This is a genomic window from Methyloversatilis sp. S146-33 (assembly GCF_059552495.1).
Genome location: NZ_JCANOT010000014.1, coordinates 19,419 through 42,418, shown reverse-complemented (window position 1 = coordinate 42,418; position 23,000 = coordinate 19,419). Strand labels below are relative to the sequence as shown.

Below are 23,000 nucleotides of genomic sequence, written 5' to 3'. Positions count from 1 at the left end.
GATGCAATGCCGCATCCGTGCGGGCCTACAACAGAACAGAACGCAGAAAGGAAAACCGATGTCCTTCCCGGCACCCGAAATCTTCAAGGCCTACGACATCCGCGGCATCGTGGACAAGACGCTGACCGCCGACGCGGTGCGCGCCATCGGCCACGCACTGGGCTCCGAGGCGGTGAAGCGCGGTCAGCGCACCATCGCCGTCGGCCGCGACGGCCGCCTGTCCGGCCCTGAACTGGCCGGTGCGCTGGCCGAAGGCATCAATGCCGCCGGCGTCGATGTGCTGGACATCGGCTGCGTGCCGACACCGCTGTCCTATTTCGCCGCCTTCGATCTCGGCACCGACAGTGCGGTCAGCGTGACCGGCAGCCACAACCCGCCCGACTACAACGGCCTGAAGATGGTGCTGGGCGGTCAGACGCTTTACGGCGACATGATCCAGGACCTGCGCCGCCGCATCGTCGACAACGATCTGGTGCACGGCCGGGGCACGACGCGCCACGCCGACGTGCGCGACACCTACATCACCCGCGTCACCGGCGACGTGAAGCTCAAGCGCCGGATGAAGGTGGTGATCGACTGCGGCAACGGCGTCGCCGGCGACATCGCACCGCGCCTGTTCGAAGCGCTGGGCTGCGAAGTGGTGCCGCTGTTCTGCGAAGTGGACGGCAATTTCCCGAACCACCACCCAGACCCGTCCAAGCCGGAAAACCTGGAAGACGTGATCCGCGTGCTGGCCGCTGGCGACGCCGAAATCGGCCTCGCTTTCGACGGCGACGGCGACCGCCTGGGCGTGGTCACCCGCGACGGCGAAATCATCTACCCGGACCGTCAGCTCATGCTGTTCGCCGCCGACGTGCTGTCGCGCCAGCCCGGCGCGCAGATCGTCTATGACGTCAAATGCACCCGCCTGCTGGCACCGTGGATCCGCGAACACGGCGGCGAGCCGGTCATGTGGAACACCGGCCACGCGCTGATCAAGGCCAAGCTGAAGCAGAGCGGCGCCGCGCTGGCGGGCGAGATGAGCGGTCACATGTTCTTCAAGGAGCGCTGGTTCGGTTTCGACGACGGTCTGTACGCCGGTGCCCGTCTGCTGGAGATCCTGTCTGCGGCGCCGGACGGCAACGCGGTGCTGAAGGCGCTGCCGACCGCCACCTCGACGCCCGAACTGAACCTGAAGATGAACGAGGGCGAACCGCACGCGCTGATCGCCGAGATGCAGAAATCGGCGGTTTTCGACGGCGCCCGAGACATCATCAAGATCGACGGCCTGCGCGTCGAATACGCCGACGGTTTCGGGCTGATGCGGGCATCGAACACGACGCCGGTGGTCGTGCTGCGGTTCGAGGCGGACGACGCCACGGCGCTCGAACGCATCCAGGCGGATTTCCGCCGCGTGCTCGGCAGCGCCCGCCCGGACCTCGCCCTGCCCTTCTGAACGCACCGTTCCCCGGCGCCCGGTCGGGCGCCGGTTTCCGGCGCTCGGCCGAAGCCGTCATCGCCATGAAATAAACCCCGCTCGCACCCTAAATGTGGCGGCCGGCATGCCGACAACAGAAGCATGCTCACTGCCGCCACAAACAACATCTATGTAGGCCGCCAGCCCATACTGGACCGGAGCCAGGCGCTCTACGCCTACGAGTTGCTGTTCCGCTCCGGGAACGTCGAACAGGCCGAATTTCACTGCGACGTCAGCGCCACCGCGCGGGTGATCACCTCGGTGTTCAACGAACTCGGTCTCGAACAGGCGCTGGGCGACGCTTTCGGTTTCATCAACGTCAGCGAGGACATGCTGATGTCCGAGGCGCTCGAACTGCTGCCGGCGGACAAGATCGTCATCGAACTGCTTGAAACCGTTCCGCCAAAGCCTGCAGTCATCGCGCGGGCGCGCGAACTGGTGCGCAAAGGCTTCCGGCTGGCGCTCGACGACGTGCTCGATCTGGAAGAGAACTACAAGCCTCTGATCGAGATCGCTTCCTTCATCAAGATCGACCTGCTGGGCGTCGCCCCCGACGCGCTGCCCGATCTGGTCGAACGCTTCCGGCCCTACTCGGCCAAGCTGCTGGCCGAAAAGGTCGACAGCGCCGAACAGGCCCGGCGCTGCCACGAACTCGGGTTCGCCTATTTCCAGGGCTATTTCTTCGCCCGCCCGAGCGTGCTGAGCACCCGCACGCTGAGCGCAGGCGAAACGACCCTGCTGCGCCTGCTCGGCATGGTGATCGGCGACGCCGACACGTCGGCAATGGAACCGCTGATCAAGCAGGAGCCGGCGCTGCTGGTGAACCTGATGCGCATCACCAATTCGGTCGGCAGTGGCAGCAAGCGTCAGATATCGACCGCACGCGAGGCGATCACGCTGCTCGGTCGCCGTCAGCTGCAGCGCTGGCTGCAGCTGCTGTTGTTCTGTACGCAGGGCAGCGGCAAGGCGCACACGCCGCTGCTCAACATGGTGGCGACCCGCGCACGCACGATGGAACTGCTGGCCGAGCGCTGCGACATGCGTGACGGCGACCCCGACAGCGCTTTCCTGACCGGCATCCTGTCACTGCTGCCGGCGCTGCTTGGCGTGTCAATGGACGAAGTGCTGAAGACGCTGACTGTCGATCGCAGCATCCACAGCGCGTTGACCGACGGCTCGGGCACGCTGGGCGCACTGCTCCGGCTGCTGCGCTGCTGGGAGGAAGACGCCACGACCGACTTCGCCGCCACGCTGGCCGCTCTGCCGCCGCTGAGCGGCGAAGATTTCACCGTTGCCGTGTCCGAAGCCATGGGGTGGGCCGCCGGCCTCGGACAATGACTGCCGGAAAGACGCAGCAATGATTTCCCGTACACATGCCATCGAACGCCTGTTCGCCGCGGCTGGCCAGTTGCCGAGCATTCCGCGCGTCGTGCAGAAGATGATCGAGACACTGCGCGACGAAGACGCCGATCTGCTGCCACTGATCGGTGAGATCCGCACTGATCCGACCATTTCCGCGCGTGTGCTGAAACTTGCCAACTCGGGCTACTACGGCAGCCGCCGTGCAGTGGGGTCGATCGACGAGGCGGTGTCGCTGATCGGCACGCGCGCGATGCGCACGCTGGTGATCTCGGCCGGCGTCAGCAGCAGTTTTCCCAAGGTGCCGGGCGTCGACCTGCAGTCGTTCTGGCGTCACGCACTGCTGACCGCGTCGATCACATCGCAGCTGGCGCGACGCGCCGGCGAGAACGCCGAGCGCGCCTACAGCGCCGGTCTGATGCTGCGCGTCGGCCAGCTGATGATCCACATCGCCTTCCCGCGCGTCGCCGACGAAATCCTGCGCGAATGTCAGGGGCTGGGCATGAGCGAGCGCGCGACGGTGGAACAGCACAAGCTGAACACCCATCACTGCGAGGTCGGCGCCGAACTGGCAATGCGCTGGAACTTCCCGGACGATATTGCAGCCGCGCTCGAGTACTACTGCCAGCCGCGCAATCCGGACGCCAGTCTGCTCGCCCGTCTGGCCCATCTGGCCGCGCAGTGCGCCTTCGAACTCGAACAGCAGACTGCGCCCGAGGACATCGTGCAGCGGCTCGACAACACGGTGACCGACATGTGCGGACTCGACCCCGCCGGCATCCTGCAGGACATCCGCAGCTGCGCCGAGCGTGCGGCCGGTGACCAACAGGCGGACTGAAGGCGCCACGCCCGCGCTGCAATGAAAAATGCCGCCCGCGGGCGGCATTTTCGTTACGGCGTTCAGCGCATCTTCGGATTCAGCGTGCCGCGGTTGTAGTCCTTGTCGCCGGGCAGGATGGTGCGGGTGCCGAACCAGCCGCCCTGCGCACCTTCCGGTCGCAGATGATTCTGCGGGTAGGTGTCGGCCACCTTCTTCGCCTCGGCCTGCTTCGCCGCGTCGACGAAGCGCCAGCGGCCGTCCGGCATCAGTTCGACCTTCTCGCCGGCGGCGGTGGTCGCCTCGATCACCGCGCCCTCGCCGGCCAGCGCGCACGCCGAAGCCAGCGCCATCAGCAACACTGCTGCGATTTTCATCCGAGCTTTCCTTCCACCCATTTGCCGACACCGGCCAGCGCCGCCGGCAGGTTGTCCGGCTGGGTGCCGCCCGCCTGCGCCATGTCCGGCTTGCCGCCGCCCTTGCCGCCGACCTGCGCAGCAACGAAATTGACCAGTTCGCCCGCCTTCACCTTCGCCGTCAGATCCGGCGTGACACCGGCGATCAGGCTCACCTTGCCGTCGCTCACCGCGGCAAGCACGATGGCGGCCGAGCCGAGCTTGTCGCGCAGCTTGTCCAGCGTTTCGCGCAGCGCCGGCACGTCGGCACCTTCCATCACCGCGGCCAGAACCTTGGCGCCGCCGACCGCAACCGCCTGCGCCGCCAGCTCGTCGCCCTGGCTGGCGGCGAGCTTGCTCTTCAGGCGGGCGATCTCCTTTTCCAGCGCGCGCACGTTGTCGATCACCTGGGCGATCTTGGCCGGCAGCTCATTGGCCGGCGCCTTGAACGCGGCGGCCGCTTCCGACACCAGCCTGTCCTGACGCTGCACGAAGGCCACCGCGTTCTCGCCGGTGATGGCCTCGACGCGGCGGATGCCGGCGGCCACACCGGCTTCGACCGTGATCTTGAACAGGCCGATGTCGCCGGTGCGCGCCACGTGAGTGCCGCCGCACAGTTCGCGCGACGAACCGATGTCCAGCACGCGCACCTCGTCGCCGTACTTCTCGCCGAACAGCATCATCGCGCCCGACTTCTGCGCGTCCTCGATCCCCATCACGCGCGCCTGGGTGGCGGCGTTGGCGAGAATCTCTGCATTGACGATGCGCTCGACGCGGGTGATCTCGTCGTCGGTCATCGGCGCGGTATGCACGAAGTCGAAACGGGTCTTGTCGGCGTCGACCAGCGAGCCCTTCTGCTGCACGTGATCACCGAGCACCTCACGCAAGGCCTTGTGCATCAGGTGAGTGACCGAATGGTTGCGTGCGGTCGCGGCGCGGGCGCGCACATCGACGCGCGCGCTCACGCTGTCGCCGACCGCGATGCGGCCGGTACCGACGACGCCGTGGTGACCGAACACCGCGGCCTGTATCTTCAGCGTGTCCTCGACCTTGAAGATGCCCTGTGCCGCGCGCAGTTCGCCGCGGTCGCCGACCTGACCACCAGATTCCGCATAGAACGGGGTTTCGTCGAGCACCACGACGCCCAGTTCGCCCTCGTGCAGTTCGCTCACCGGCGCGCCGTCGCGGTATAGCGCCACCACCTTGCCGGCCGCGTCCAGCGTGTCGTATCCGCGGAAAGTGGTCTGTACGCCGTCGTACTCCAGCGCGGTCGCCATCTTGAACTTGCCGGCGGCGCGCGCCTGTTCCTTCTGTCGCGCCATCGCGGCGTCGAAGCCTTCGGTATCCACCGTCACGCCGCGCTCGCGGCAGATGTCGGCGGTCAGGTCGAGCGGGAAGCCGTAGGTGTCGTGCAGCTTGAATGCGGTTTCGCCGTCCAGCGCGGCGCCCTGCGCCAGCGCGGCCAGTGCCGATTCAAGGATGTCCATGCCGTTGGCGATGGTCGCAAAGAAGCGCTCTTCCTCCTGCCGCAGCACTTCCATCACCTTCTGCTGCGCTGCCGCCAGATCCGGGTAGGCAGCGCCCATCTGCGCCACCAGGTCCGGCACCATGCGGTGGAAGAAGGCGGCGCGCGCGCCCAGCTTGTAGCCGTGGCGGATGGCGCGGCGGATGATGCGGCGGAGCACGTAGCCACGACCTTCGTTGCCCGGGATGACGCCGTCGGCGATCAGGAAGGAACAGGCGCGGATGTGGTCGGCCAGCACCTTCAGCGACGGATTGTCGAGGTCGGTGGTGTGCGTTTCACGCGCGGCCGCCGCGATCAGCGCAACGAACAGGTCGATCTCGTAATTGCTGTGCACGCCCTGCAGCACGGCGGCGATGCGCTCCAGACCCATGCCGGTGTCCACGCTGGGCTTGGGCAGCGGATGCAGCACACCCGCCTCGTCGCGGTTGTACTGCATGAACACGTTGTTCCAGATTTCGATGAAACGGTCGCCGTCCTCGTCCGGCGAACCCGGCGGCCCACCCGGAATGTGCGCGCCGTGGTCGTAGAAGATTTCGGTACACGGGCCGCAGGGGCCGGTGTCGCCCATCATCCAGAAGTTGTCCGAGGCGTAGCGCGCGCCCTTGTTGTCGCCGATGCGGATGACGCGCTCGGCCGGCACGCCGATCTCTTTCGTCCAGATGTCGAAGGCTTCGTCGTCTTCGGCATAGACGGTGATCGTGAGCTTGTCTTTCGGCAGCTTGAAAACCTCGGTCAGCAGCTCCCAGGCAAACGCGATGGCGTCGCGCTTGAAGTAGTCGCCGAAGCTGAAGTTGCCCAGCATTTCGAAGAAGGTGTGGTGACGCGCGGTATAGCCGACGTTTTCCAGATCGTTGTGCTTGCCGCCGGCGCGCACGCATTTCTGCGAGGTGGTGGCGCGGTTGTAGCTGCGCTTGTCGAAGCCGAGGAACACGTCCTTGAACTGGTTCATGCCGGCGTTGGTGAACAGCAGCGTCGGGTCCTCGTGCGGCACCAGCGAGCTGGAAGCCACGATCTGGTGGCCCTTGGAAGCGAAGAAATTCAGGAAGGCGGAGCGGATATCGGCGCTGTTCATGGTCGGCAATCAGGATTTCAGGGCGCGCGCTGCGGCGCGAAAACAGTCGCGGATTCTAGCATTCGCGCCGCCGCCGGCCCGATGGCCGTAGCAGCGTTCAGGCGACGGCAGGCTCCGCACTGACGCCGGCCACCTCGGCGACGATGCGGCAGGAACGCAGGCGCAGCGCGAAGTCGTGGATATCGGTCACCACCATCAGTTCGTCGGCGCCGGTGCGCTCGACCAGCGACGCAAGGCCGCGGCGCACGGTATCGGGCCCGCCGACCACCGCTTCGGCGAGGAAGGCATCGACCGACGCCTTCTCGTGCCCGGCCCACAGCGGCGTCATGTCGACCACCGGCGGGCGCAGCCGCAGCGATTCGCCACGCAGCAGCGCCAGCACGCGCTGCTGCGTCGAGGTGGCGAGCCAGCGTGCCTCGTCGTCGCTGTCGGCGGCCACCACCGGCACACCCAGCATCAGGTGCGGGCGGTCGAGCACGGCTGACGGCCGGAACAGTGCGCGGTACATGCGGGCCGCCTCCAGCATCATGCGCGGTGCGAAATGGGCGGCGAAGGCATAGGGCAGGCCCAGCTGGGCCGCCAGCTGCGCACTGAACAGGCTGGAGCCGAGCAGCCACACCGGCACTTCGGTGCCTTCGCCCGGCATCGCACGCACGGCCTGACCCGGCTGCGCCGGGGCCAGCAAGTCACGCAGCTCTGCCACCTGCTCCGGGAAGTCGTCGCCGTTGCTCGACAGATCGCGGCGCAGCGCACGCATGGTCGCGCGGTCGGCGCCCGGCGCTCGGCCGAGACCCAGATCGATGCGCCCCGGGTACAGCGTCGCCAGCGTGCCGAAGTTTTCCGCCACCACCAGCGGCGCGTGATTGGGCAGCATGACGCCGCCCGAGCCGACACGGATGCGCGAGGTCTGGCCGGCCACGTGGCCGATCAGCACGGCGGTCGCCGCGCTGGCGATGCCGTCCATATTGTGGTGCTCGGCCAGCCAGTATCGCTGGAAGCCGAGCTGCTCGACGTGGCGCGCCAGTGCGACGGATTCCTGCAGGGCATCAGCCACGCTGCCGCCGTGGCGCACCGGCACCAGATCGAGCATGGACAGTGGAATGGTGAACGGTTCGGACATCGGGACTCCAGCTTGAAAGTACTGCGGTGAAGGCGGGCGTCGGCGCGGCGCGCCCTGCCTACGCTGCTCGCCGGCATGTCAGTGGATATCGGGGCGGCGCGAAAGTTTGCAAGCACGCGCCGGCCCGGTATCGTCGGGCCTGCCGCCAGCGCGCGCGTACCCGCCCCAGTCACATCGACCCGCGAATGGAGGATGACCGCCGTGACCGCCTCTTCGAACACTGCACAGCGCTTCATTCTCGCGCTCGATCAGGGCACCACCAGTTCGCGCGCCCTGGTGTTCGACGCCACCGGTCGCGTGGTCGCGATGGCCCAGCGCGAACTGCCGCAGAGCTATCCGCAGCCCGGCTGGGTCGAGCACGACGCGCTGCGCATCTGGACCGACACGCTGGCCTGCGCGCACGAAGCCCTGCTGCGCGCAGCAGTGAAGGCGGACCGAATCGCCGCCATCGGCATCACCAACCAGCGCGAAACCGTGCTGCTGTGGGAGCGCGCGACCGGCACCCCGCTGGCGCCGGCCATCGTCTGGCAGGACCGCCGCACCGCCGACATCTGCGAACGCCTGCGCGCCGATGGCCACGAGGACTTCGTACGCCACCGGACCGGGCTGGTGCTCGATCCCTACTTCTCAGCCAGCAAGATCGCCTGGCTGCTCGACCAGGTACCGGGCGCGCGCGAACGGGCAGAACGCGGCGAACTGGCCTGCGGCACGATGGACAGCTGGCTGGTGTGGCAGCTCACCGGCGGCCGCCGCCACCTGACCGACCTCACCAACGCCAGTCGTACGCAGTTGCTGGACATCCGCAGCGGCCGCTGGGACGACGACCTGCTGGCGCTGTTCCGCGTGCCGCGGGCGCTGCTGCCGGACATCGTGCCGTCCAGCGGCATGCTGGCCGAAACCGAGCCCATGCTGTTCGGCCGCGCGCTGCCGGTGAGCGGCATCGCCGGCGACCAGCAGGCGGCGCTGTACGGCCAGGGCTGCACCGCGCCCGGTCTGGCCAAGAACACCTACGGCACCGGCTGTTTCATGCTGATGCATACCGGCCGCCACGCCATCGTGTCGCGGCACGGCCTGCTGACCACCTGCGCCGCGCAGACCGCCGACGGCATCGAATACGCGCTCGAAGGCAGCGTTTTCGTGACCGGCGCGCTGGTGCAGTGGCTGCGCGACGGGCTCGGTCTGATCGCCCGCTCGTCCGACGTCGAGGCGCTGGCGGCCAGCGTGCCGGACAGCGGTGGCGTCACCGTGGTGCCAGCCTTCACCGGGCTGGGCGCACCGCACTGGTCGCCGGCTGCGCGCGGCACGATGTTCGGCCTCAGCCGCGGCACGACGCGGGCACACATCGCGCGCGCCGCGCTCGAATCGATCTCGCTGCAGACGGTGGACGTGATGCGGGCGATGGAAGCCGACGCCGGGTCGGCGTTGCGCGAATTGCGCGTCGATGGCGGCGGCTCCGCCAACGCGCTGCTGATGCAGATGCAGGCCGACCTGCTCGGCTGCACGGTGCGCGTTGCGCCGACACAGGAAACGACGGCGCTCGGCGCTGCGCTGCTGGCGGCGCGCGGCTGCGGTGTCGACATGTCGCCACCGGAGGGCGACGGCCGCATCTTCGAGGTCAGGCAAACGGACCTGTACGATCACCTGGGTCCGCGCTGGCAGGCCGCCATCGCCGCTACGCTGGCCTATGCGCGCGCCATCGGCTGAAGGCCGTTCAAGCGTCGGCCGCGCCCTCTGACGCACCCAAGCCCCACTTCATCGCCAGACGCACCAGGTCGATGTCGGTGCGGGTGCCGAGCTTGGCCTTGATCTGGTAGTGCGTGTTCTGCGCGGTCTTAGGGCTGATGTGCAGCGCCTGCCCGATCTCGTCGGCCGAGCGGCCGTCGAGCAGCATGCGCAGCACTTCGAATTCGCGCGGCGACAGCGCGTCGAGCGGATTGTCGGCGTCGTTCAGCAATGCCAGCGCCAGTTCCGGCGCGATATCCGGGCTGAGCACGCGGCGGCGCGCCGCGACCTGATAGACCGCGTCGATCAGCACGTCCGGCGCGCAACTTTTGGTGACGTAGCCGAGCGCGCCGGCGCGCAGCGCCTGCGACGCGAACAGCGGGTCACGGTGCATGCTGAACACCAGGATGCGCGCACGCGCGTCGCGCTGTACGAGCCGGCGCACCAGTTCGACGCCGCCCATGTCGGGCAGGCCCAGATCGAGAACGACGACATCGGGCTGCACCGCGCGGAAGGCGGTCAGCGCCTCGTTCGCGCTGGCCGCCTCGGCCTCGATGCGCAGGTCGGCGCGGCGTTCGAGCAGGCGTCGGTAGCCCTCGCGCACCACGGCGTGGTCATCGACCAGCAACAGACGGATCATGCGTGCATCTCCTGTACGTTGGCGGCCGGGCTCGGCCGTCCGGCGTCGGCCGGCACGATGACTTCGACGCGCAGGCCGCCTTCGTCGCGCAGCGTCAGCGTCAGCCGGCCACCGAGGGCCTGCACGCGCTCGCGCATGCCGAGTACGCCGAGCCCGCCGTCGAAGGTCGAGCCGGGTTCCGAGCGGCCGTCGTCGTCGACGCATAGCCGCAGTTCGTTGCCGTCGCAACGCAGTGTCACCGCAATGTGGCGCGCGTCGGCGTGCTTCTGCGCATTGGTCAGGCTCTCCTGGACGATGCGGTAGAGGCTCACGTTCAGGTTGTCGGCAAGCCCGCCGACGTCGCCCTCGATCTTCAGCGTGTGCAGGCAGCGGCCATGGCTGCTGCGGTTGCGACTGTCGATCAGCTGTTCCAGGCTGGCCGCCAGGCCGAAGGCTTCCAGCCCCACCGGCCGCAGTTCGCGCAGGATGAGCTGCAGCACCTCCATCATGTGCGCGGTGATCCGCGAAATCGCCTCGGCGCTGGGCGTCAGCGCCGGCAGCTGATCGTGCGCCAGCTCGCGCGCATAGGCCGCTTCGGCCTGTATCGAGGTGAGGCACTGCCCCAGCTCGTCGTGCAGTTCGCGCGCCAGCCGGCGCCGCTCCTCCTCGCGCACTTCGAGCAGCCGGCGCGCCAGTTCGCGCTGCTCGCCCATCGTGTGTTCCAGTCGCTGGGCCAGGTGGTTGAACACGTCACTGATGCGCTGCAGCTCGATCAACTCGAAGGACGGCAGCCGCACCGACAGGTCTCCCGCCTCCATCCGCCCGAGTCCGCGCAGGATGTCGTCGGTCGGCCGCAGCACGCGGCGCACCGGCAGATAGACCAGCACGTTGAGCAGCAGCACGCCGGCGGTGATGATCAGCAGGTTGCGGATGTCCGACCACACCGACTGGGCGACGCTGGCGAAGTTGGGCGTTACCGTGAGCTCGCCCACCTTGATGCCCGGATACTTGCCGACCGGGCCGATATAACGCGCCTCCTCGCCGACCACGCTGCGCATCAGCGACGCCGGCAGCCAGCGCGGCGCCTCGGCGTCGCCGAAGCAGCGCTGCACCACCGGCCGGCTGTAGATATCGGTCACCGCTGCACAGAAGTGCACCAGCCGCCCTATCCCCTCCAGCCCGGTCAGTTCGATGCCGTGCAGATCGCGCACGAAGGGTGGCGTCGCGCGCGCGATTTCGGTTTCGATCAGCTGCTTCATCGTGCCGCCAGTGCGCGGCAGGTCGGCGTGGAGGCGGTCGCGGGTCTGTTTCAGCGTGACGGCAATCGCGCAGAGCAGCAGCACGAGCGCGAACAGCGTGATGCGCAGCAGCAGGATGCGCTTGAGGTCGACGCGTTTCATCGGCAGGGACAATCGAGAGGGTGACCGGGGCACGCTGTCGGCGCACAGGGCGGCAGCGGCGGCAATGATAGGCCGGACGCCCGGAACGCACTGCGGGCAAATTGACTGGCTGGCCCGCTGCAGAACGCCGGTGCCTGCAGTCGGGCCGGCATCTAAGCTCCACCCACCTCACCAACGGAGTCTGCCGATGCCCGCCCTGCCCTTCGCCACCGCACTGATCGTCGCCGTCTGCGCCTTCGCCAGCACGCACGCCGAGGCGCGCGACCTCGCTGAAGTCCGCTCAAGCGGCACATTGCGCATCGGGGTTTACAAGGATTTCTCGCCCTACGCCGACGCCGGGCGCGGCATCGACGTTGACCTCGGCCGCGCGCTGGCCGAGCGGCTGGGCGTGAAGGCCGACGTGCGCAGCTACGACGCCGACGAGAACATGAACGACGACCTGCGCAACATCGTCTGGAAAGGCACCGTCCTCGGCCCGGGCGTGTCCGACGTGATGATGCATGTGCCGGTCGATGCGACGATGAGCGCACGCAATCCGCAGGTGAAGATCTTCGGCGCATACCACCGCGAAACCCTGGCCGCCATCCGCTCGACAGAGCTGCTGCCCAAGCTCGACGCGGTGACTGACATCGACGGTCAGGCGCTGGGGGCGGAGAGCGAATCCATCATGTCGATGGCGCTGCTGTCCTCGAACGCCGGACGACTGCGCAGCCAGGTGCAGCATTTCCATTCGATGGACGACGCCCGGCGCGCACTGGAAGAGGGCCGGATTGCCGGCTTCTTCGGCATGCGCAGCCAGGTCGAACCGATGATGGCCGCCACTGGCAAGCGCTTCACGATGAGCATGCCGCCGCCGCTGCCCGGCCTGCCGCAGGCTGGATGGGCGCTCGGCCTGGCGGTCGGCGCCGACGACGAGGCGCTCGCGCAGGCGCTGCAGTCGGCACTCGCGGAACTCGAACGCGACGGCACGCTGGACCGCATCTTCAAGCAGCACGCGGTCACCCGCATGCCGCCGCTGTAGGCGTCAGGTCAGCAGATCGAGCCGGTCGGTGAACAGTCCGCTGACGCCGGCCGCGACCAGCGCCGCTGCACGCGCGGCGTCGTTGACCGTGTAGCAGAGCAACGGCACGCCGGCCGACACGATGTCGCGCATGCTGTCGGCGCTCAGCCGGCTGTGGTCGCAGTGCAGCGACACCGCTTCATGCGCCTGCATCTGTGCACGCCAGTCCTCGGGCACCTCTTCGAACAGCAGGCCGCGCGGCAACTGCGGCGCGACGCGACGCGCGGCGTCGAGCGCCGGAAAGTCGAAGGAGGACAGCAAGGGGGGGCGGCGGTCGGCGGGCCAGCGCGCCGCGATCAGACGGGCCGCCGCTTCGCCGGTCGCCTGCTCGAAACCGCGGGCAGGCTTGATTTCGATATTGGCGTCCAGATCCAGCGCCAGCAGAAGGTCGAGTGCCTGTTCGAGCGAGGGCAGGCGTTCGCCGGTGAAGGCAGGACCGTGCCAGCTGCCGGCGTCGAGTCGCTGCAGGGCTGCGAAGTCGTGCTCGCAGACGCGGCCATCACCGTCGGTCGTACGCTCCAGCGTTTCGTCGTGAATCAGCAGCGGCACGCCGTCGCGACTGAGCATCACGTCGAACTCGACCATGCGGAAACCCGCCGCCGCGCCGATACGGATGGCGGCCAGCGTGTTCTCGGGTGCGGCGGCCCCGCCGCCGCGGTGGGCGATCCACAGCGGCCAGGGCCAGGTGCTCACGACTGCGCCAGTACGTCGCGCGCCTCGCGCGCCACGTCGTCGTCGGTCAGCCAGGCAATGGCCGACAGCAGCTCGATCGACTGCCCCGCGGCCACGCCCTCCTTCACCCACTTCTCGATCGCCCGCACACGGGCGGCGTCATCGAGCGCGAGCAGCTTGAGCAGCGGCTCTCGCACCGACGCGTCCTCGCGCGCTGCGCGGATCAGCAGGACAAGCTGGTCGCTGCCGCACATGGCCCCACCCTCTGTACTGCGGTATCGAGAACGGCCTTGGCCGGCTTGCGGTCGGCCCACAGCTCTTCCAGCTCCTCATCGAGCACGGCGCGCACCTTCGGGTTGTCGGCCACCGGGCTCTGGTGCGACTCGGCGGTGCCCGGCTTGCTCGAAAGCTGACGCAGCGCCACGCGCGCCACGCCGTCTATCGTCGGCGCGTCGACCGGGCTGATCGCCACCATGCCGGCACGGTTCAGCGGAATGAAGCCGGTGGCGCGCGCCCACTGCGCCTGTCGGTCCGGGTCCAGCACGAAGGTGACGAAGCGTGCGATGGTCTGCGTTTCGCTCGCGCTGCGGCCGGCACTCACCCACAGACTGGCGCCGTCGGCCAGCGTGTGACGCGGCGCCTGGCGGATGTCGTCGTGGTAGGGCAGCGCCGCGACACCGACTTCGAACTTGGCGTCGCGCTTGATCTGCGGCCAGGCCGACGAACGCGCGGTGAGCACCTGGCACTGACCGCCGGAGAACATCGGTACCGCCTCATCGCCGCGTCCGAAAATGTGCAGGTAGCGGCTCTTGTACCAGGACGACATCAGCGCAAGATGTTTCACCTGCACCAGGCCGTTGATCGCCAGCGCCTCGCCCTTCTTGCCGTTCTTGCGGGCGAAGGGCTCGTTGTGCCAGGCGCTGATGTTGTCGACGTGGATCTGCGTCGGCCGTGCGCTCGTGTAGGGGCAGGCATAACCGCCGTCGCGCAGCTGGCCGAGTGCGGCCTGCAGCGTGAACCAGTGGTCCGGCGGCGCGGCCGGGTCGAGGCCGACGCGAGCGAAGGCGTCCTTGTTGTAGAACATGACCGGCGTGGTAAGACCGATCGGCAGCGCATTCAGACGGCCCTTGGTTCCTGCGAGGTAAGGCGGCATCGGCGCCGGGATCGGCACGGTAGCGAACTTCTCCTTCGCCTTGGTCATCACCTCGTGCAGCGGCGTGTAACGCGGCTTGCCTTCGAGGAAGAGCTGGCGCGCCTCGTCGTCGAGCACCTGCATCGCCGGCGGCTTCTCGCCGGTGCCGCCCAGCGGCGCCAGCACGATCTTCTGCTTGCCCTTGCCACTGGCGTTGAATTCATCGACCAGCGTCTGCAACGCGGACGCGCCGGCTTCGTCCAGCCCGTGCGCCAGTTCGATCTCCGCCGGTTCCTGCGGCGCCGCGGGCTTCGCGGCCGACTTTGCCGTCGACTTGGCGGCGGGCTTGGTCGCCTTCGCCGCCGGCTTCTTCACTTCGGCGGCCGCATGCACTATCAGCGGCCACGACACGACGCTGGCCGCGAGCAGCGCGGCAAACGACTTCTTGAGCATCAGTTGTTCTCCTGTTCGCAGCCGTGCGACACGGCTGCAGCGCCCGGTCAGGGTGCCGGGTTGGTGTAGCGAAGATGGATGGCGTCGATGGCGGCGATGACGTCGTCGGTCAGTACCACTGTCCACGCGCCTATATTTTCGCGCAACTGCGTCGCCGACGTCACGCCGATCAACGTGCAGGCGACGGTGCGCCGGCGGTAGCAGAAGGCCAGCGCGAGCTGCGCCGGTGTCAGACCGTGCGCGCGCGCCAGTTCGGCGTAGGCACGCGAGGCCGGCGCAACATTGTCCTTGAAGTAGCGCTGGCCGAACTGCGGAAAGGCGGTGATGCGCCCGTCAGCCTGCGCGTCAGCGACGTACTTGCCGCTGAGGTGACCGAAGCCGAGCGGCGAATAGGCCAGCAGCGACACCTGTTCGCGCTCGCACACTTCGGACAGGCCCATGTCGAAGGTGCGGTTCATCAGGTGGTAGGCGTTCTGGATGCTGACCACGCGCGGCAGGCCTTCGTCGGCCAGACGCAGGCAGCTCATCAGGCCCCACGGTGTTTCGTTCGACACGCCGACGTGGCGCACCTTGCCTTCGTCGATCAGCTTCGCCATCGCTTCCAGCTGGCTACGCAAGGACGCCGCGTCGCGCTCAGCCGACGGGTCGTACTCGTACTGGCCAAACATCGGCACGTTGCGCGCCGGCCAGTGGATCTGGTAGAGGTCGATGTAGTCGGTGCCCAGGCGGCGCAACGATCCTTCCACCGCCTCGCGGATGTTCGCCGCGTCCAGCGCCAGCGGACCGCCGCGTATCCACGGCATGCCGCGCGCAGGTCCGGCCACCTTGGTGGCGACGATCACCTTGTCGCGCGGCTTCTTCGCCAGCCAGCTGCCGACGATGCGTTCGGTGGCGCCGGAGGTTTCGGCGCGCGCCGGGACCGGGTACATTTCGGCCGCGTCGAGCAGATTGATGCCGGCTTCGAAGGCTTCGTCCATCAGCGCATGTGCGCTGCGTTCGTCGACCTGCTGGCCGAAGGTCATGGTGCCCAGGCCAACGGCCGGCACCTCAAGCGCGGAGCGCCCGAGCTGGCGCCGCGCGATATCCTTGCTGTTCATTTCGTTGCGTGTCGTGAAACGCTGTGTCGTCCGGCGAAGGCCAGACATGTACCACAGACCACGGCCCGCGACGTCGATTCCCGCTGATCGGAAATACCTTGAAAACTAATCTTCACGGCCTGCTGCTGTACTGCCGCCCCGGCTTCGAGCGCGAATGCGCGCAGGAAATCGCCGACCGCTGCGGCGAGGCCGGCCACCTGGTCGAGGTGCAGGCCGAAGCCAACAGCGGCTGGGTCGAAGCGCGCGCCGAAGGCGGCGCGCTGTGGGCACTGACCCGCGTGCTGCGCTGGCAGGACCTCTGTTTCGCCCGCCAGTTGCTGTGGTCAGGCCGCACGGTCGAGGGCATGAGCCCGGGTGACCGCGTGACGCCCATCGTCGAGGCGGCGCGCGCGCTGTGCGACGGCTACAGCGACTTCCTGATCGAAACGCCGGACACCGACGGCGCGAAGTCGCTGTCGTCGATGACCAAGAAGCTGGAGCCGCACATGGGCGAGGCGCTGGAACAGGCCGGCGCCTTCACCGACGATCCGTCGGCGCCACGCCTGCACGTGCTGTTCACCGCCGCCGACCGCGCGACGGTCGCGCTGAGCTGGCCGAACCGCCGCAGCGAATGGCTGAACGGCATACCGCGCCTGCGCATGCCGCGCGAAGCGCCGTCGCGCTCGACGCTGAAACTGGCCGAAGCCTTCCACACGCTGCTGAGCGAGGACGAACAGGAGCGCCTGCTCAAGCCGGGCATGACCGCGGTCGACCTCGGCGCAGCGCCCGGCGGCTGGACCTGGCAACTGGTGTCGCGCCACATCCACGTGACCGCGGTCGACAACGGCCGCATGAACCCGGAGCTGCTGGAAACCGGCCTGGTGATCCACAAACGCGAGGACGGCTTCCGCTTCGCGCCGCGCAAGCCGGTCGACTGGCTGGTGTGCGACATGGTCGAACAGCCTCGCCGGGTCGCAGCGCTGGTGGCGCGCTGGATTGCGCAGGGCCTGTGCCAGCACGCCATTTTCAACCTCAAGCTGCCGATGAAGCGGCGCTATGACGAGCTGCAGCTCTGTACCGACCTGATTGGCGAGGCGCTGGCCTCGGTCGACAAGAAGCACGAATTGCGCTGCCGCCAGCTCTACCACGACCGTGAGGAAGTGACCTGCTACCTCGGCGTGCCCGGCAAGGCAGGCGGCGGTCGCAAGCGCAAGCGCTGAGGCGCTGTGAGGCCGGGCCGCCGCCCGGCCTCAAGATCAGCCACAAGCGCCCGCCCCGCCTGTGCGATAATGCGCGCGCAGTCGCCTCGCCGGTTATGGCGCGGCCCGGAGTTTCCGATCCGGCCATGAACCCATGGCCGATCCCCACTTCCCCCGCCCTGGCGCCTGCGCCCCCGGGCACGACATTCGCGCTGGCACCCTCGCCGCGCGCCTCGCGCCGGGTTTTCCGGAACCGATTTCCCCAGCCTGAACCGGCATGCCAGGCGGAAGTCCACAGAAGCAACACGCACCGCGGCAATGCGCCCGGCGCGCGCTTCTGCACAAGAGAGCTTCGCATCCATGTCGTTTGAAGAACTCGGGTTGATTCCCGAACTGCTGCGTGCCGTGGCCGATACCGGCTACACCACGCCCACCCCCATCCAGGCGCAGGCCATCCCCATCGTGCTCGCCGGCCGTGACGTGATGGGCGGCGCCCAGACCGGTACCGGCAAGACCGCCAGCTTCACGCTGCCGCTGCTGCAGCGCCTCGCACCGCACGCCAGCAGCTCGCCCTCGCCCGCCCGCCATCCGGTGCGCGCGCTCATCGTCTGCCCGACGCGCGAACTGGCGATGCAGGTGCACGAGAGCGTCAAGACCTATTCGAAGCACCTGCCGCTGCGTTCGGTGTGCATCTACGGCGGCGTCGACATGAAGGCGCAAGTCGCCGAACTGCGCCAGGGCCGCGAAATCGTCGTCGCCACGCCGGGCCGCCTGCTCGACCACGTCGAAGGCAAGACCATCAGCCTCAGCCAGGTGCAGATGCTGGTGCTGGACGAAGCCGACCGCATGCTGGACATGGGTTTCATCCCGGACATCAAGCGCATCCTCGCGCTGCTGCCGGCGCAACGCCAGAGCCTGCTGTTCTCCGCCACCTTCTCCGAGGAGATCAAGAAGCTGGCCCAGGCCATGCTGCGCGACCCGCAGCTGATCGAGGTCGCACGCCGCAACGCCACCGCGGAAACCATCACCCACCGTGTGCACGCCTGCGGCACCGACGACAAGCGCGCGCTGCTGACCCACCTGCTCACGCAGGACAGCTACGCCGACCGCCAGGCGCTGGTGTTCGTGAACACCAAGTTCGGCGCCAGCCGGCTCGCTCACCACCTGGTACGCCAGGGCGTGGCCGCCGACGCCATCCACGGCGACAAGAGCCAGCAGCAGCGCACCGAAGCGCTGGAAGCATTCAAGAACGGCAGCGTGCGCGTGCTGGTGGCGACCGACGTCGCCGCCCGCGGCCTCGACATCGAAGACCTGCCCTTCGTGATCAACTTCGAACTGCCGCACAACGCCGAAGACTACGTGCACCGCATCGGCCGCACCGGCCGTGCCGGCCGCTCTGGCGAAGCCATCTCGCTGGCGGCGCCGGAAGAAAAGGGCCGTGTGGCGGACATCGAAAAGCTGATCCGCAAGCCGATCGAAATCGTCGTGCCGGAAGGTTTCGACCCGACGCGCGCGCGCATCCGCGAGACACGGTCCGAGCGTCCGGAACGTACAGCGCGCAGCGAACGCGGTGAGCGCGGCGAACGCCGCAGCCGCCCGTCAGCCAGCGACGCGCCCCGCGCCCCGCGTGCGCCCCGTGCCAGCGCATCGACGGTCGCCGCCGACGGCTTCGACTTCAGCAAGCCCTATGAATCGGCAACGCCCGACGCCCCCGCTGACGGTGGCGACGGCACATCGGCGCCGACACCGGCCAAGCGCAGCGGCAAGCGGCAGGTCGCCGCACTGCTCGGCGGCAGCGGAAAACGCTGAGGCGGGATGTGACAACAACGGCGCCGATGGCGCCGTTTTCTTTGGTGTTGGCGGAAGCGGTGAGATTCGAACTCACGAACGCCTTGCGACGTTGCCGGTTTTCAAGACCGGTGCATTCAACCACTCTGCCACGCTTCCTGGATGCCGCCTGTCATGCGCACAATGGCGCCAGACAAGGGTTACCGATGAGGCGCGCAGTCTAGCATGATGAGCAGCGTTGAAACTTCGCACCCTGTGCGATAGTCTTTAGAACACTAATCATCCTTCGGGAGACATTGATGCAACCGCAATTCCAGAGCATGCAGACCACCGGTTCGCTGTCCGCCGGGCAGAACCGCGTGCTGCGCAACACCTACATGATGCTGGCCGTATCGATGGTGCCGACGCTGCTCGGCGCGCTGGTCGGCGTGCAGATGCGTTTCAGCTTCTTCTCCGGCAGCCCGCTCATTTCCTTCGTGCTCTTCCTCGGCATCGCCTGGGGCTTCATGTGGGCGATCGAGAAGAACAAGAACAGCGGCCTCGGCGTCGCCCTGCTGCTCGGTTTCACCTTCTTCATGGGGCTGATGCTGAGCCGCATCCTGCAGGTGGCGCTGGGCTTCTCGAACGGTGGCTCCATCATCGCAATGGCGGCCGGCGGTACGGCGGTCACCTTCCTGGTGCTGTCGTCGGTCGCCGCAACGACCAAGCGCGACTTCTCGAACATGGGCAGCTTCCTGATGATCGGCATGATCGTCATCCTGCTGGCCATCGTCGCCAACATCTTCCTGCAGATGCCGGGCCTGCACCTGGCGATCTCGGCCGCCATCGTGCTGATTTCGGCCGCCTGGATGCTGTACGACATCCAGCGCATCGTGCGCGGCGGTGAGACCAACTATGTGTCGGCGTCGCTGTCGGTCTATCTGAACCTGTACAACATGTTCGTCAGCCTGCTGAACCTGCTGATGGCACTGACCGGCCAGCGCGAGTAAGCGCAGCACATCCCGACAGCAAGGCCCCGCGGGCGCGAGCCCTGCGGGGCCTTTTTGTTTGCTGCCCGCAGACGCGGCGGCGTCAGGCGCGTTCGATCAGTGCGATCGACTCGACGTGCGAGGTCTGCGGGAACATGTTGGCGATGCCGGCGCCGCGCAGGCGGTAACCCTTCTGCACGATGAGCACTTCGAGGTCGCGCGCCAGTGTGGCCGGGTTGCACGACACGTAGACGATGCGCGACGGCGCCGCGTCGTCGGCCGAGTGCGGCAGCGACTTCACCAGTTCCATCGCGCCCTCGCGCGGCGGATCGATCAGCATCTTGTCGAAGCGGCCGAGCGCGGCGTAGGACTCGGGCGTGATCTCGAACAGATTGGCGACCGCAAAGGTCGACCGCTCGGCCAGCCCGTTGGCCGCCGCGTTGCGCGCAGCGCGCTTCACCAGCGCATCGGCACCCTCGATACCGACCACGTCTGCACCGAGCGAAGCGATCGGCAGCGAGAAATTGCCGAGGCCACAGAACATGTCGGCGATGCGCTCGCCCTTCTGCGGCGCCAGCAGCGACATCGCGCGACGCAACAACGAGCGGTTGATGCCGTGGTTCACCTGCGTGAATTCGGTCGGCGCGAACGCCAGCTTCACGCCGAAATCCGGCAGCGAATAGGCCAGTTCGGGCATCGGAATCGGCCAGAACGGCAGCACCGTGTCCGGGCCGCCCGGCTGCACGTAGATGTACAGCCGGTGCGCGTCGGCAAAGGCGCGCAGCGCTGCCTCGTCGTCGGCGGTCATCTTCTCGAGGATGCGGAACACCAGCACCGTCATCTGTTCTTCGCGCTCGCCGCCGATGGCGACCTCGATCTGCGGCAGTCGGTCACGCAGCGAAAAGCCGTCGATCAGTGTGCGCAGCGGCAGCAGCAGCGCCGATACGTGCGGCGGCAGCACCTCACAGGAGTCCATGTCGGCGACGTAGCTCGACTTCTTCTCGCGGAAACCGACCAGCACGCCGCCCTTGCGCGGCACGTAGCGCACCGACAGCCGCGCGCGGTAGCGATAGCCCCAGCCCGGACCGACCAGCGGCGCAAACACGGTTTCCGGCTTGACGCGGCCGACGTGCCACAAGGCGTCCTCGAGCACGCGCTGCTTGGCCGACGCCTGCGCGGCGACGTCGAGGTGCTGCATGCTGCAGCCGCCGCAGTTGCCGAAATGGCGGCAGCGCGGCGTCACGCGCTGCGCACTCGGTTTCACGATGCGGCTGATCTGCGCCAGTTCGTAGGACGCCTTCTTGCGGTAGGGCGAGAAATCGATGGTTTCGCCCGGCAAGGCGCCATCGACGAAGATGACCTTGCCTTCGTAGTGGGTGACGCCGCGACCTTCGTGGTCCAGCGATTCGATGCGGGCGACCGGCATGACGTGTCCTGCGAGAGCGAAAGGGCGCGATTTTACCTGCTGCGTGCGCCGCGGCCGCGCCATCGCGGATAATCCGCACCCATGGACAAGACACTGCTCGGCGGGCTCAGCCCGCGTACCTTCCTGCGCGACTACTGGCAGAAGAAACCGCTGCTCATCCGCGGCGCCATCCCCGGCTTCAACGGCTTGCTGCCGCGCGAGCAATTGCTCGATCTCGCACGCGACGAAGACGTCGAATCGCGTTTCATCGCGCACGACGGCCGCAACTGGGAAATGGAGCGAGGCCCGCTGCCGGCCTCGCTGATCCGGCGCCCGAAAACGAAACCGTGGACCGTGCTGGTGCAGGGCCTGAACATGCTGCTGCCGCAAGCCGACGCACTGATGCGCCGTTTCAGCTTCGTGCCCTACGCCCGGCTGGACGACGTGATGGTGAGCTACGCCACCGATGGCGGCGGCGTCGGCCCGCACTTCGATTCCTACGACGTGTTCCTGCTGCAGGGCACCGGCCGCCGCCGCTGGCAGATCAGCGAACAGACCGACCTCACGCTGATAGAGGACGCACCGCTGCGCATCCTGAAGAATTTCGTGCCCGAACAGGAGTGGGTGCTGGAACCGGGCGACATGCTCTACCTGCCGCCCAAGTGTGCGCACAACGGCATCGCCGAAGGCGAATGCACCACCTACTCGATCGGCTTCCGCACGCCGTCGATGCAGGAGCTGGCGACCGGCTTCCTTGACTACCTGCGCGACGAGATCTGCATGCCCGGCATGTACGCCGACCCCGACCTCGCACTGCAGGCCGATCCGGCCCAGCTGCCGGTGGCGATGATAGACAGGGTCGAGGCGGTGCTGAACACCATCAAGTGGTCGCGCAAGGACGTCGAGGCCTTCCTCGGCGGCTATCTGAGCGAACCGAAACCGCACGTGTTCTTCGATCCGCCGGACGATCCGCTGTCTCCGAAACGCTTCGCGCAACAAGTTGGCCGGCATGGCGTGCGCCTGGACGGACGAACGCTGCTGCTGCGCAGTGGTAAACACTTCTGGATCAACGGCGAGCCGGTGGATCTGCCTGCCGGCAGCGCCGATGCGCTGCGCGAACTCGCCAGCGCGCGCGGATTGCCCAGGGTTGCCGCCGACCACGAAGGTACGCTTGACCTGCTCTACGACTGGTATTGCGACGGCTTCCTGCACACCGGAGCCGCCATTGACTGAGGAGACGGGTGTCTTCCGTTTCGACGATCGCGCCGGCTATCAGACAGCGATCGGTGCGTTGATCGCGCAGATCGATCGCTCGCTCGACATCTTCGACACCGATCTGCGCGACACTGCGCTCGATTCGCGCCTCGCGGTCGAGACACTCACCCGGGCCCTCGCACAATCACCGCGGGCCGAGGTGCGCGTCGTGCTGCACGACGCCGGACCGCTGCAACACCGCATGCCCCGACTGTGGACGCTGTGCACCGCACAAGCGCATCGTGTGCGCATACGCCAGACGCCTCGAACACTGCGTCATCTGAGCGAAACCTTCATGCTGAACGGATCGGGCGAAGCGGTGATCCGCACACATCACGCGCACTGGCGCGGCAAACACGTACGCGCCGATGCCAGCGAGATTGCCGGGTACGCAGGTCGTTTTGCTGAAATCTGGGAGGCCTGTTCTTGTTGCATCAGCACAACAAAACTCGGCTTGTAAAACCTTGTTTCGAGACGTGCAACTTGATCCGCGACGCTCGTGCTACTA

At 67.6% G+C, this 23,000-nt stretch carries 20 protein-coding genes and 1 tRNA gene; 10 read left to right on the top strand and 11 right to left on the bottom strand.

What is annotated here, in order from left to right; genetic code table 11:
- The first annotated feature begins 58 nt into the window (after positions 1-58).
- The 3 genes from AC51BJ_RS02650 to AC51BJ_RS02640 all read left to right on the top strand — a co-directional run bounded on the left by AC51BJ_RS02650 (position 59) and on the right by AC51BJ_RS02640 (position 3,653).
- Positions 59-1,435 carry a phosphomannomutase/phosphoglucomutase gene (locus AC51BJ_RS02650; protein ID WP_496279251.1) on the top strand — a complete coding sequence of 459 codons (1,377 nt, stop codon included), beginning with the start codon at positions 59-61 and terminating at the stop codon, positions 1,433-1,435.
- 123 nt (positions 1,436-1,558) lie between these two features.
- On the top strand, positions 1,559-2,794 hold the full coding sequence (locus AC51BJ_RS02645) for an EAL and HDOD domain-containing protein (protein WP_496279250.1): 1,236 nt from the start codon (positions 1,559-1,561) through the stop codon (positions 2,792-2,794).
- A 19-nt stretch (positions 2,795-2,813) separates the two neighbouring features.
- Positions 2,814-3,653, top strand: a complete 840-nt coding sequence (locus tag AC51BJ_RS02640) for an HDOD domain-containing protein (protein WP_496279249.1) — start codon at positions 2,814-2,816, stop codon at positions 3,651-3,653.
- Between the two features lie 62 nt (positions 3,654-3,715).
- Here AC51BJ_RS02640 and AC51BJ_RS02635 read toward each other — a convergent pair whose 3' ends face one another.
- The 3 genes from AC51BJ_RS02635 to AC51BJ_RS02625 all read right to left on the bottom strand — a co-directional run bounded on the left by AC51BJ_RS02635 (position 3,716) and on the right by AC51BJ_RS02625 (position 7,744).
- Positions 3,716-4,009, bottom strand: coding sequence for a hypothetical protein (locus tag AC51BJ_RS02635; protein ID WP_430433634.1), 294 nt, complete (start codon positions 4,007-4,009; stop codon positions 3,716-3,718).
- On the bottom strand, positions 4,006-6,624 hold the full coding sequence (alaS, locus tag AC51BJ_RS02630; protein WP_496279248.1) for an alanine--tRNA ligase: 2,619 nt from the start codon (positions 6,622-6,624) through the stop codon (positions 4,006-4,008). Before alaS ends, AC51BJ_RS02635 begins: the two co-directional genes overlap by 4 nt.
- Positions 6,625-6,721: 97 nt before the next feature.
- Complete coding sequence (locus tag AC51BJ_RS02625; RefSeq protein ID WP_496279247.1) at positions 6,722-7,744, bottom strand: LLM class flavin-dependent oxidoreductase; 1,023 nt, start codon at positions 7,742-7,744, stop codon at positions 6,722-6,724.
- Between the two features lie 192 nt (positions 7,745-7,936).
- On the opposite strand from AC51BJ_RS02625, the gene glpK reads away from it, so the two are divergent.
- Positions 7,937-9,448 (top strand): glycerol kinase GlpK, encoded by a 1,512-nt coding sequence (glpK, locus tag AC51BJ_RS02620; protein WP_496279246.1) that lies wholly within the window; start codon positions 7,937-7,939, stop codon positions 9,446-9,448.
- A gap of 7 nt (positions 9,449-9,455) precedes the next feature.
- On the opposite strand, the gene AC51BJ_RS02615 is transcribed toward glpK, so the two are convergent.
- Together AC51BJ_RS02615 and AC51BJ_RS02610 are read right to left on the bottom strand one after the other, a co-directional pair.
- The gene (locus tag AC51BJ_RS02615) at positions 9,456-10,106 is read right to left on the bottom strand and encodes a response regulator (RefSeq protein WP_496279245.1); all 651 of its coding nucleotides are present in this window, start codon (positions 10,104-10,106) and stop codon (positions 9,456-9,458) included.
- Positions 10,103-11,485 carry an ATP-binding protein gene (locus AC51BJ_RS02610; protein WP_496279244.1) on the bottom strand — a complete coding sequence of 461 codons (1,383 nt, stop codon included), beginning with the start codon at positions 11,483-11,485 and terminating at the stop codon, positions 10,103-10,105. The genes AC51BJ_RS02615 and AC51BJ_RS02610 overlap by 4 nt, the downstream gene beginning before the upstream one ends.
- Before the next feature lie 187 nt (positions 11,486-11,672).
- Between AC51BJ_RS02610 and AC51BJ_RS02605 the strand changes: the two genes are divergently transcribed.
- Positions 11,673-12,506, top strand: a complete 834-nt coding sequence (locus AC51BJ_RS02605) for a substrate-binding periplasmic protein (protein WP_430433628.1) — start codon at positions 11,673-11,675, stop codon at positions 12,504-12,506.
- A gap of 3 nt (positions 12,507-12,509) precedes the next feature.
- Here the strand turns inward: AC51BJ_RS02605 and ugpQ are convergent, their stop codons facing one another.
- Genes ugpQ through AC51BJ_RS02585 form a run of 4 tightly spaced genes read right to left on the bottom strand, consistent with a single transcriptional unit; the run spans position 12,510 to position 15,899 of the window.
- A complete protein-coding gene (gene ugpQ, locus AC51BJ_RS02600) occupies positions 12,510-13,238 on the bottom strand; it encodes a glycerophosphodiester phosphodiesterase (RefSeq protein WP_496279243.1) in 729 nt (242 codons plus the stop codon).
- Complete coding sequence (locus AC51BJ_RS02595) at positions 13,235-13,471, bottom strand: hypothetical protein (protein ID WP_020164255.1); 237 nt, start codon at positions 13,469-13,471, stop codon at positions 13,235-13,237. Before AC51BJ_RS02595 ends, ugpQ begins: the two co-directional genes overlap by 4 nt.
- Positions 13,441-14,802, bottom strand: a complete 1,362-nt coding sequence (locus tag AC51BJ_RS02590) for an extracellular solute-binding protein (protein WP_496279242.1) — start codon at positions 14,800-14,802, stop codon at positions 13,441-13,443. Before AC51BJ_RS02590 ends, AC51BJ_RS02595 begins: the two co-directional genes overlap by 31 nt.
- Positions 14,803-14,849: 47 nt before the next feature.
- Entirely contained in the window at positions 14,850-15,899 is a 1,050-nt protein-coding gene (locus AC51BJ_RS02585) for an aldo/keto reductase (RefSeq protein ID WP_496279241.1), read from the bottom strand.
- A gap of 98 nt (positions 15,900-15,997) precedes the next feature.
- Here AC51BJ_RS02585 and rlmM point away from each other — a divergent pair, with 98 nt between their 5' ends.
- Together rlmM and AC51BJ_RS02575 are read left to right on the top strand one after the other, a co-directional pair.
- Positions 15,998-17,098 (top strand): 23S rRNA (cytidine(2498)-2'-O)-methyltransferase RlmM, encoded by a 1,101-nt coding sequence (rlmM, locus tag AC51BJ_RS02580; RefSeq protein ID WP_496279240.1) that lies wholly within the window; start codon positions 15,998-16,000, stop codon positions 17,096-17,098.
- A gap of 339 nt (positions 17,099-17,437) precedes the next feature.
- Positions 17,438-18,886: a DEAD/DEAH box helicase gene (locus AC51BJ_RS02575; RefSeq protein ID WP_496279239.1), complete on the top strand. Its 1,449-nt coding sequence runs from the start codon at positions 17,438-17,440 to the stop codon at positions 18,884-18,886.
- 48 nt (positions 18,887-18,934) lie between these two features.
- Here the strand turns inward: AC51BJ_RS02575 and AC51BJ_RS02570 are convergent.
- Positions 18,935-19,024, bottom strand: a tRNA-Ser gene (locus AC51BJ_RS02570).
- Positions 19,025-19,164: 140 nt separating this feature from the next.
- Between AC51BJ_RS02570 and AC51BJ_RS02565 the strand changes: the two genes are divergently transcribed.
- Complete coding sequence (locus AC51BJ_RS02565) at positions 19,165-19,854, top strand: Bax inhibitor-1/YccA family protein (RefSeq protein ID WP_019918708.1); 690 nt, start codon at positions 19,165-19,167, stop codon at positions 19,852-19,854.
- An 82-nt stretch (positions 19,855-19,936) separates the two neighbouring features.
- Here AC51BJ_RS02565 and rlmD read toward each other — a convergent pair whose 3' ends face one another.
- Positions 19,937-21,259 carry a 23S rRNA (uracil(1939)-C(5))-methyltransferase RlmD gene (rlmD, locus tag AC51BJ_RS02560; RefSeq protein WP_496279238.1) on the bottom strand — a complete coding sequence of 441 codons (1,323 nt, stop codon included), beginning with the start codon at positions 21,257-21,259 and terminating at the stop codon, positions 19,937-19,939.
- Between the two features lie 81 nt (positions 21,260-21,340).
- Between rlmD and AC51BJ_RS02555 the strand changes: the two genes are divergently transcribed.
- Positions 21,341-22,471 carry a JmjC domain-containing protein gene (locus AC51BJ_RS02555; protein ID WP_496279237.1) on the top strand — a complete coding sequence of 377 codons (1,131 nt, stop codon included), beginning with the start codon at positions 21,341-21,343 and terminating at the stop codon, positions 22,469-22,471.
- Positions 22,410-22,952, top strand: coding sequence for a DUF7931 domain-containing protein (locus AC51BJ_RS02550; RefSeq protein ID WP_430433606.1), 543 nt, complete (start codon positions 22,410-22,412; stop codon positions 22,950-22,952). Before AC51BJ_RS02555 ends, AC51BJ_RS02550 begins: the two co-directional genes overlap by 62 nt.
- Positions 22,953-23,000 lie beyond the last annotated feature (48 nt).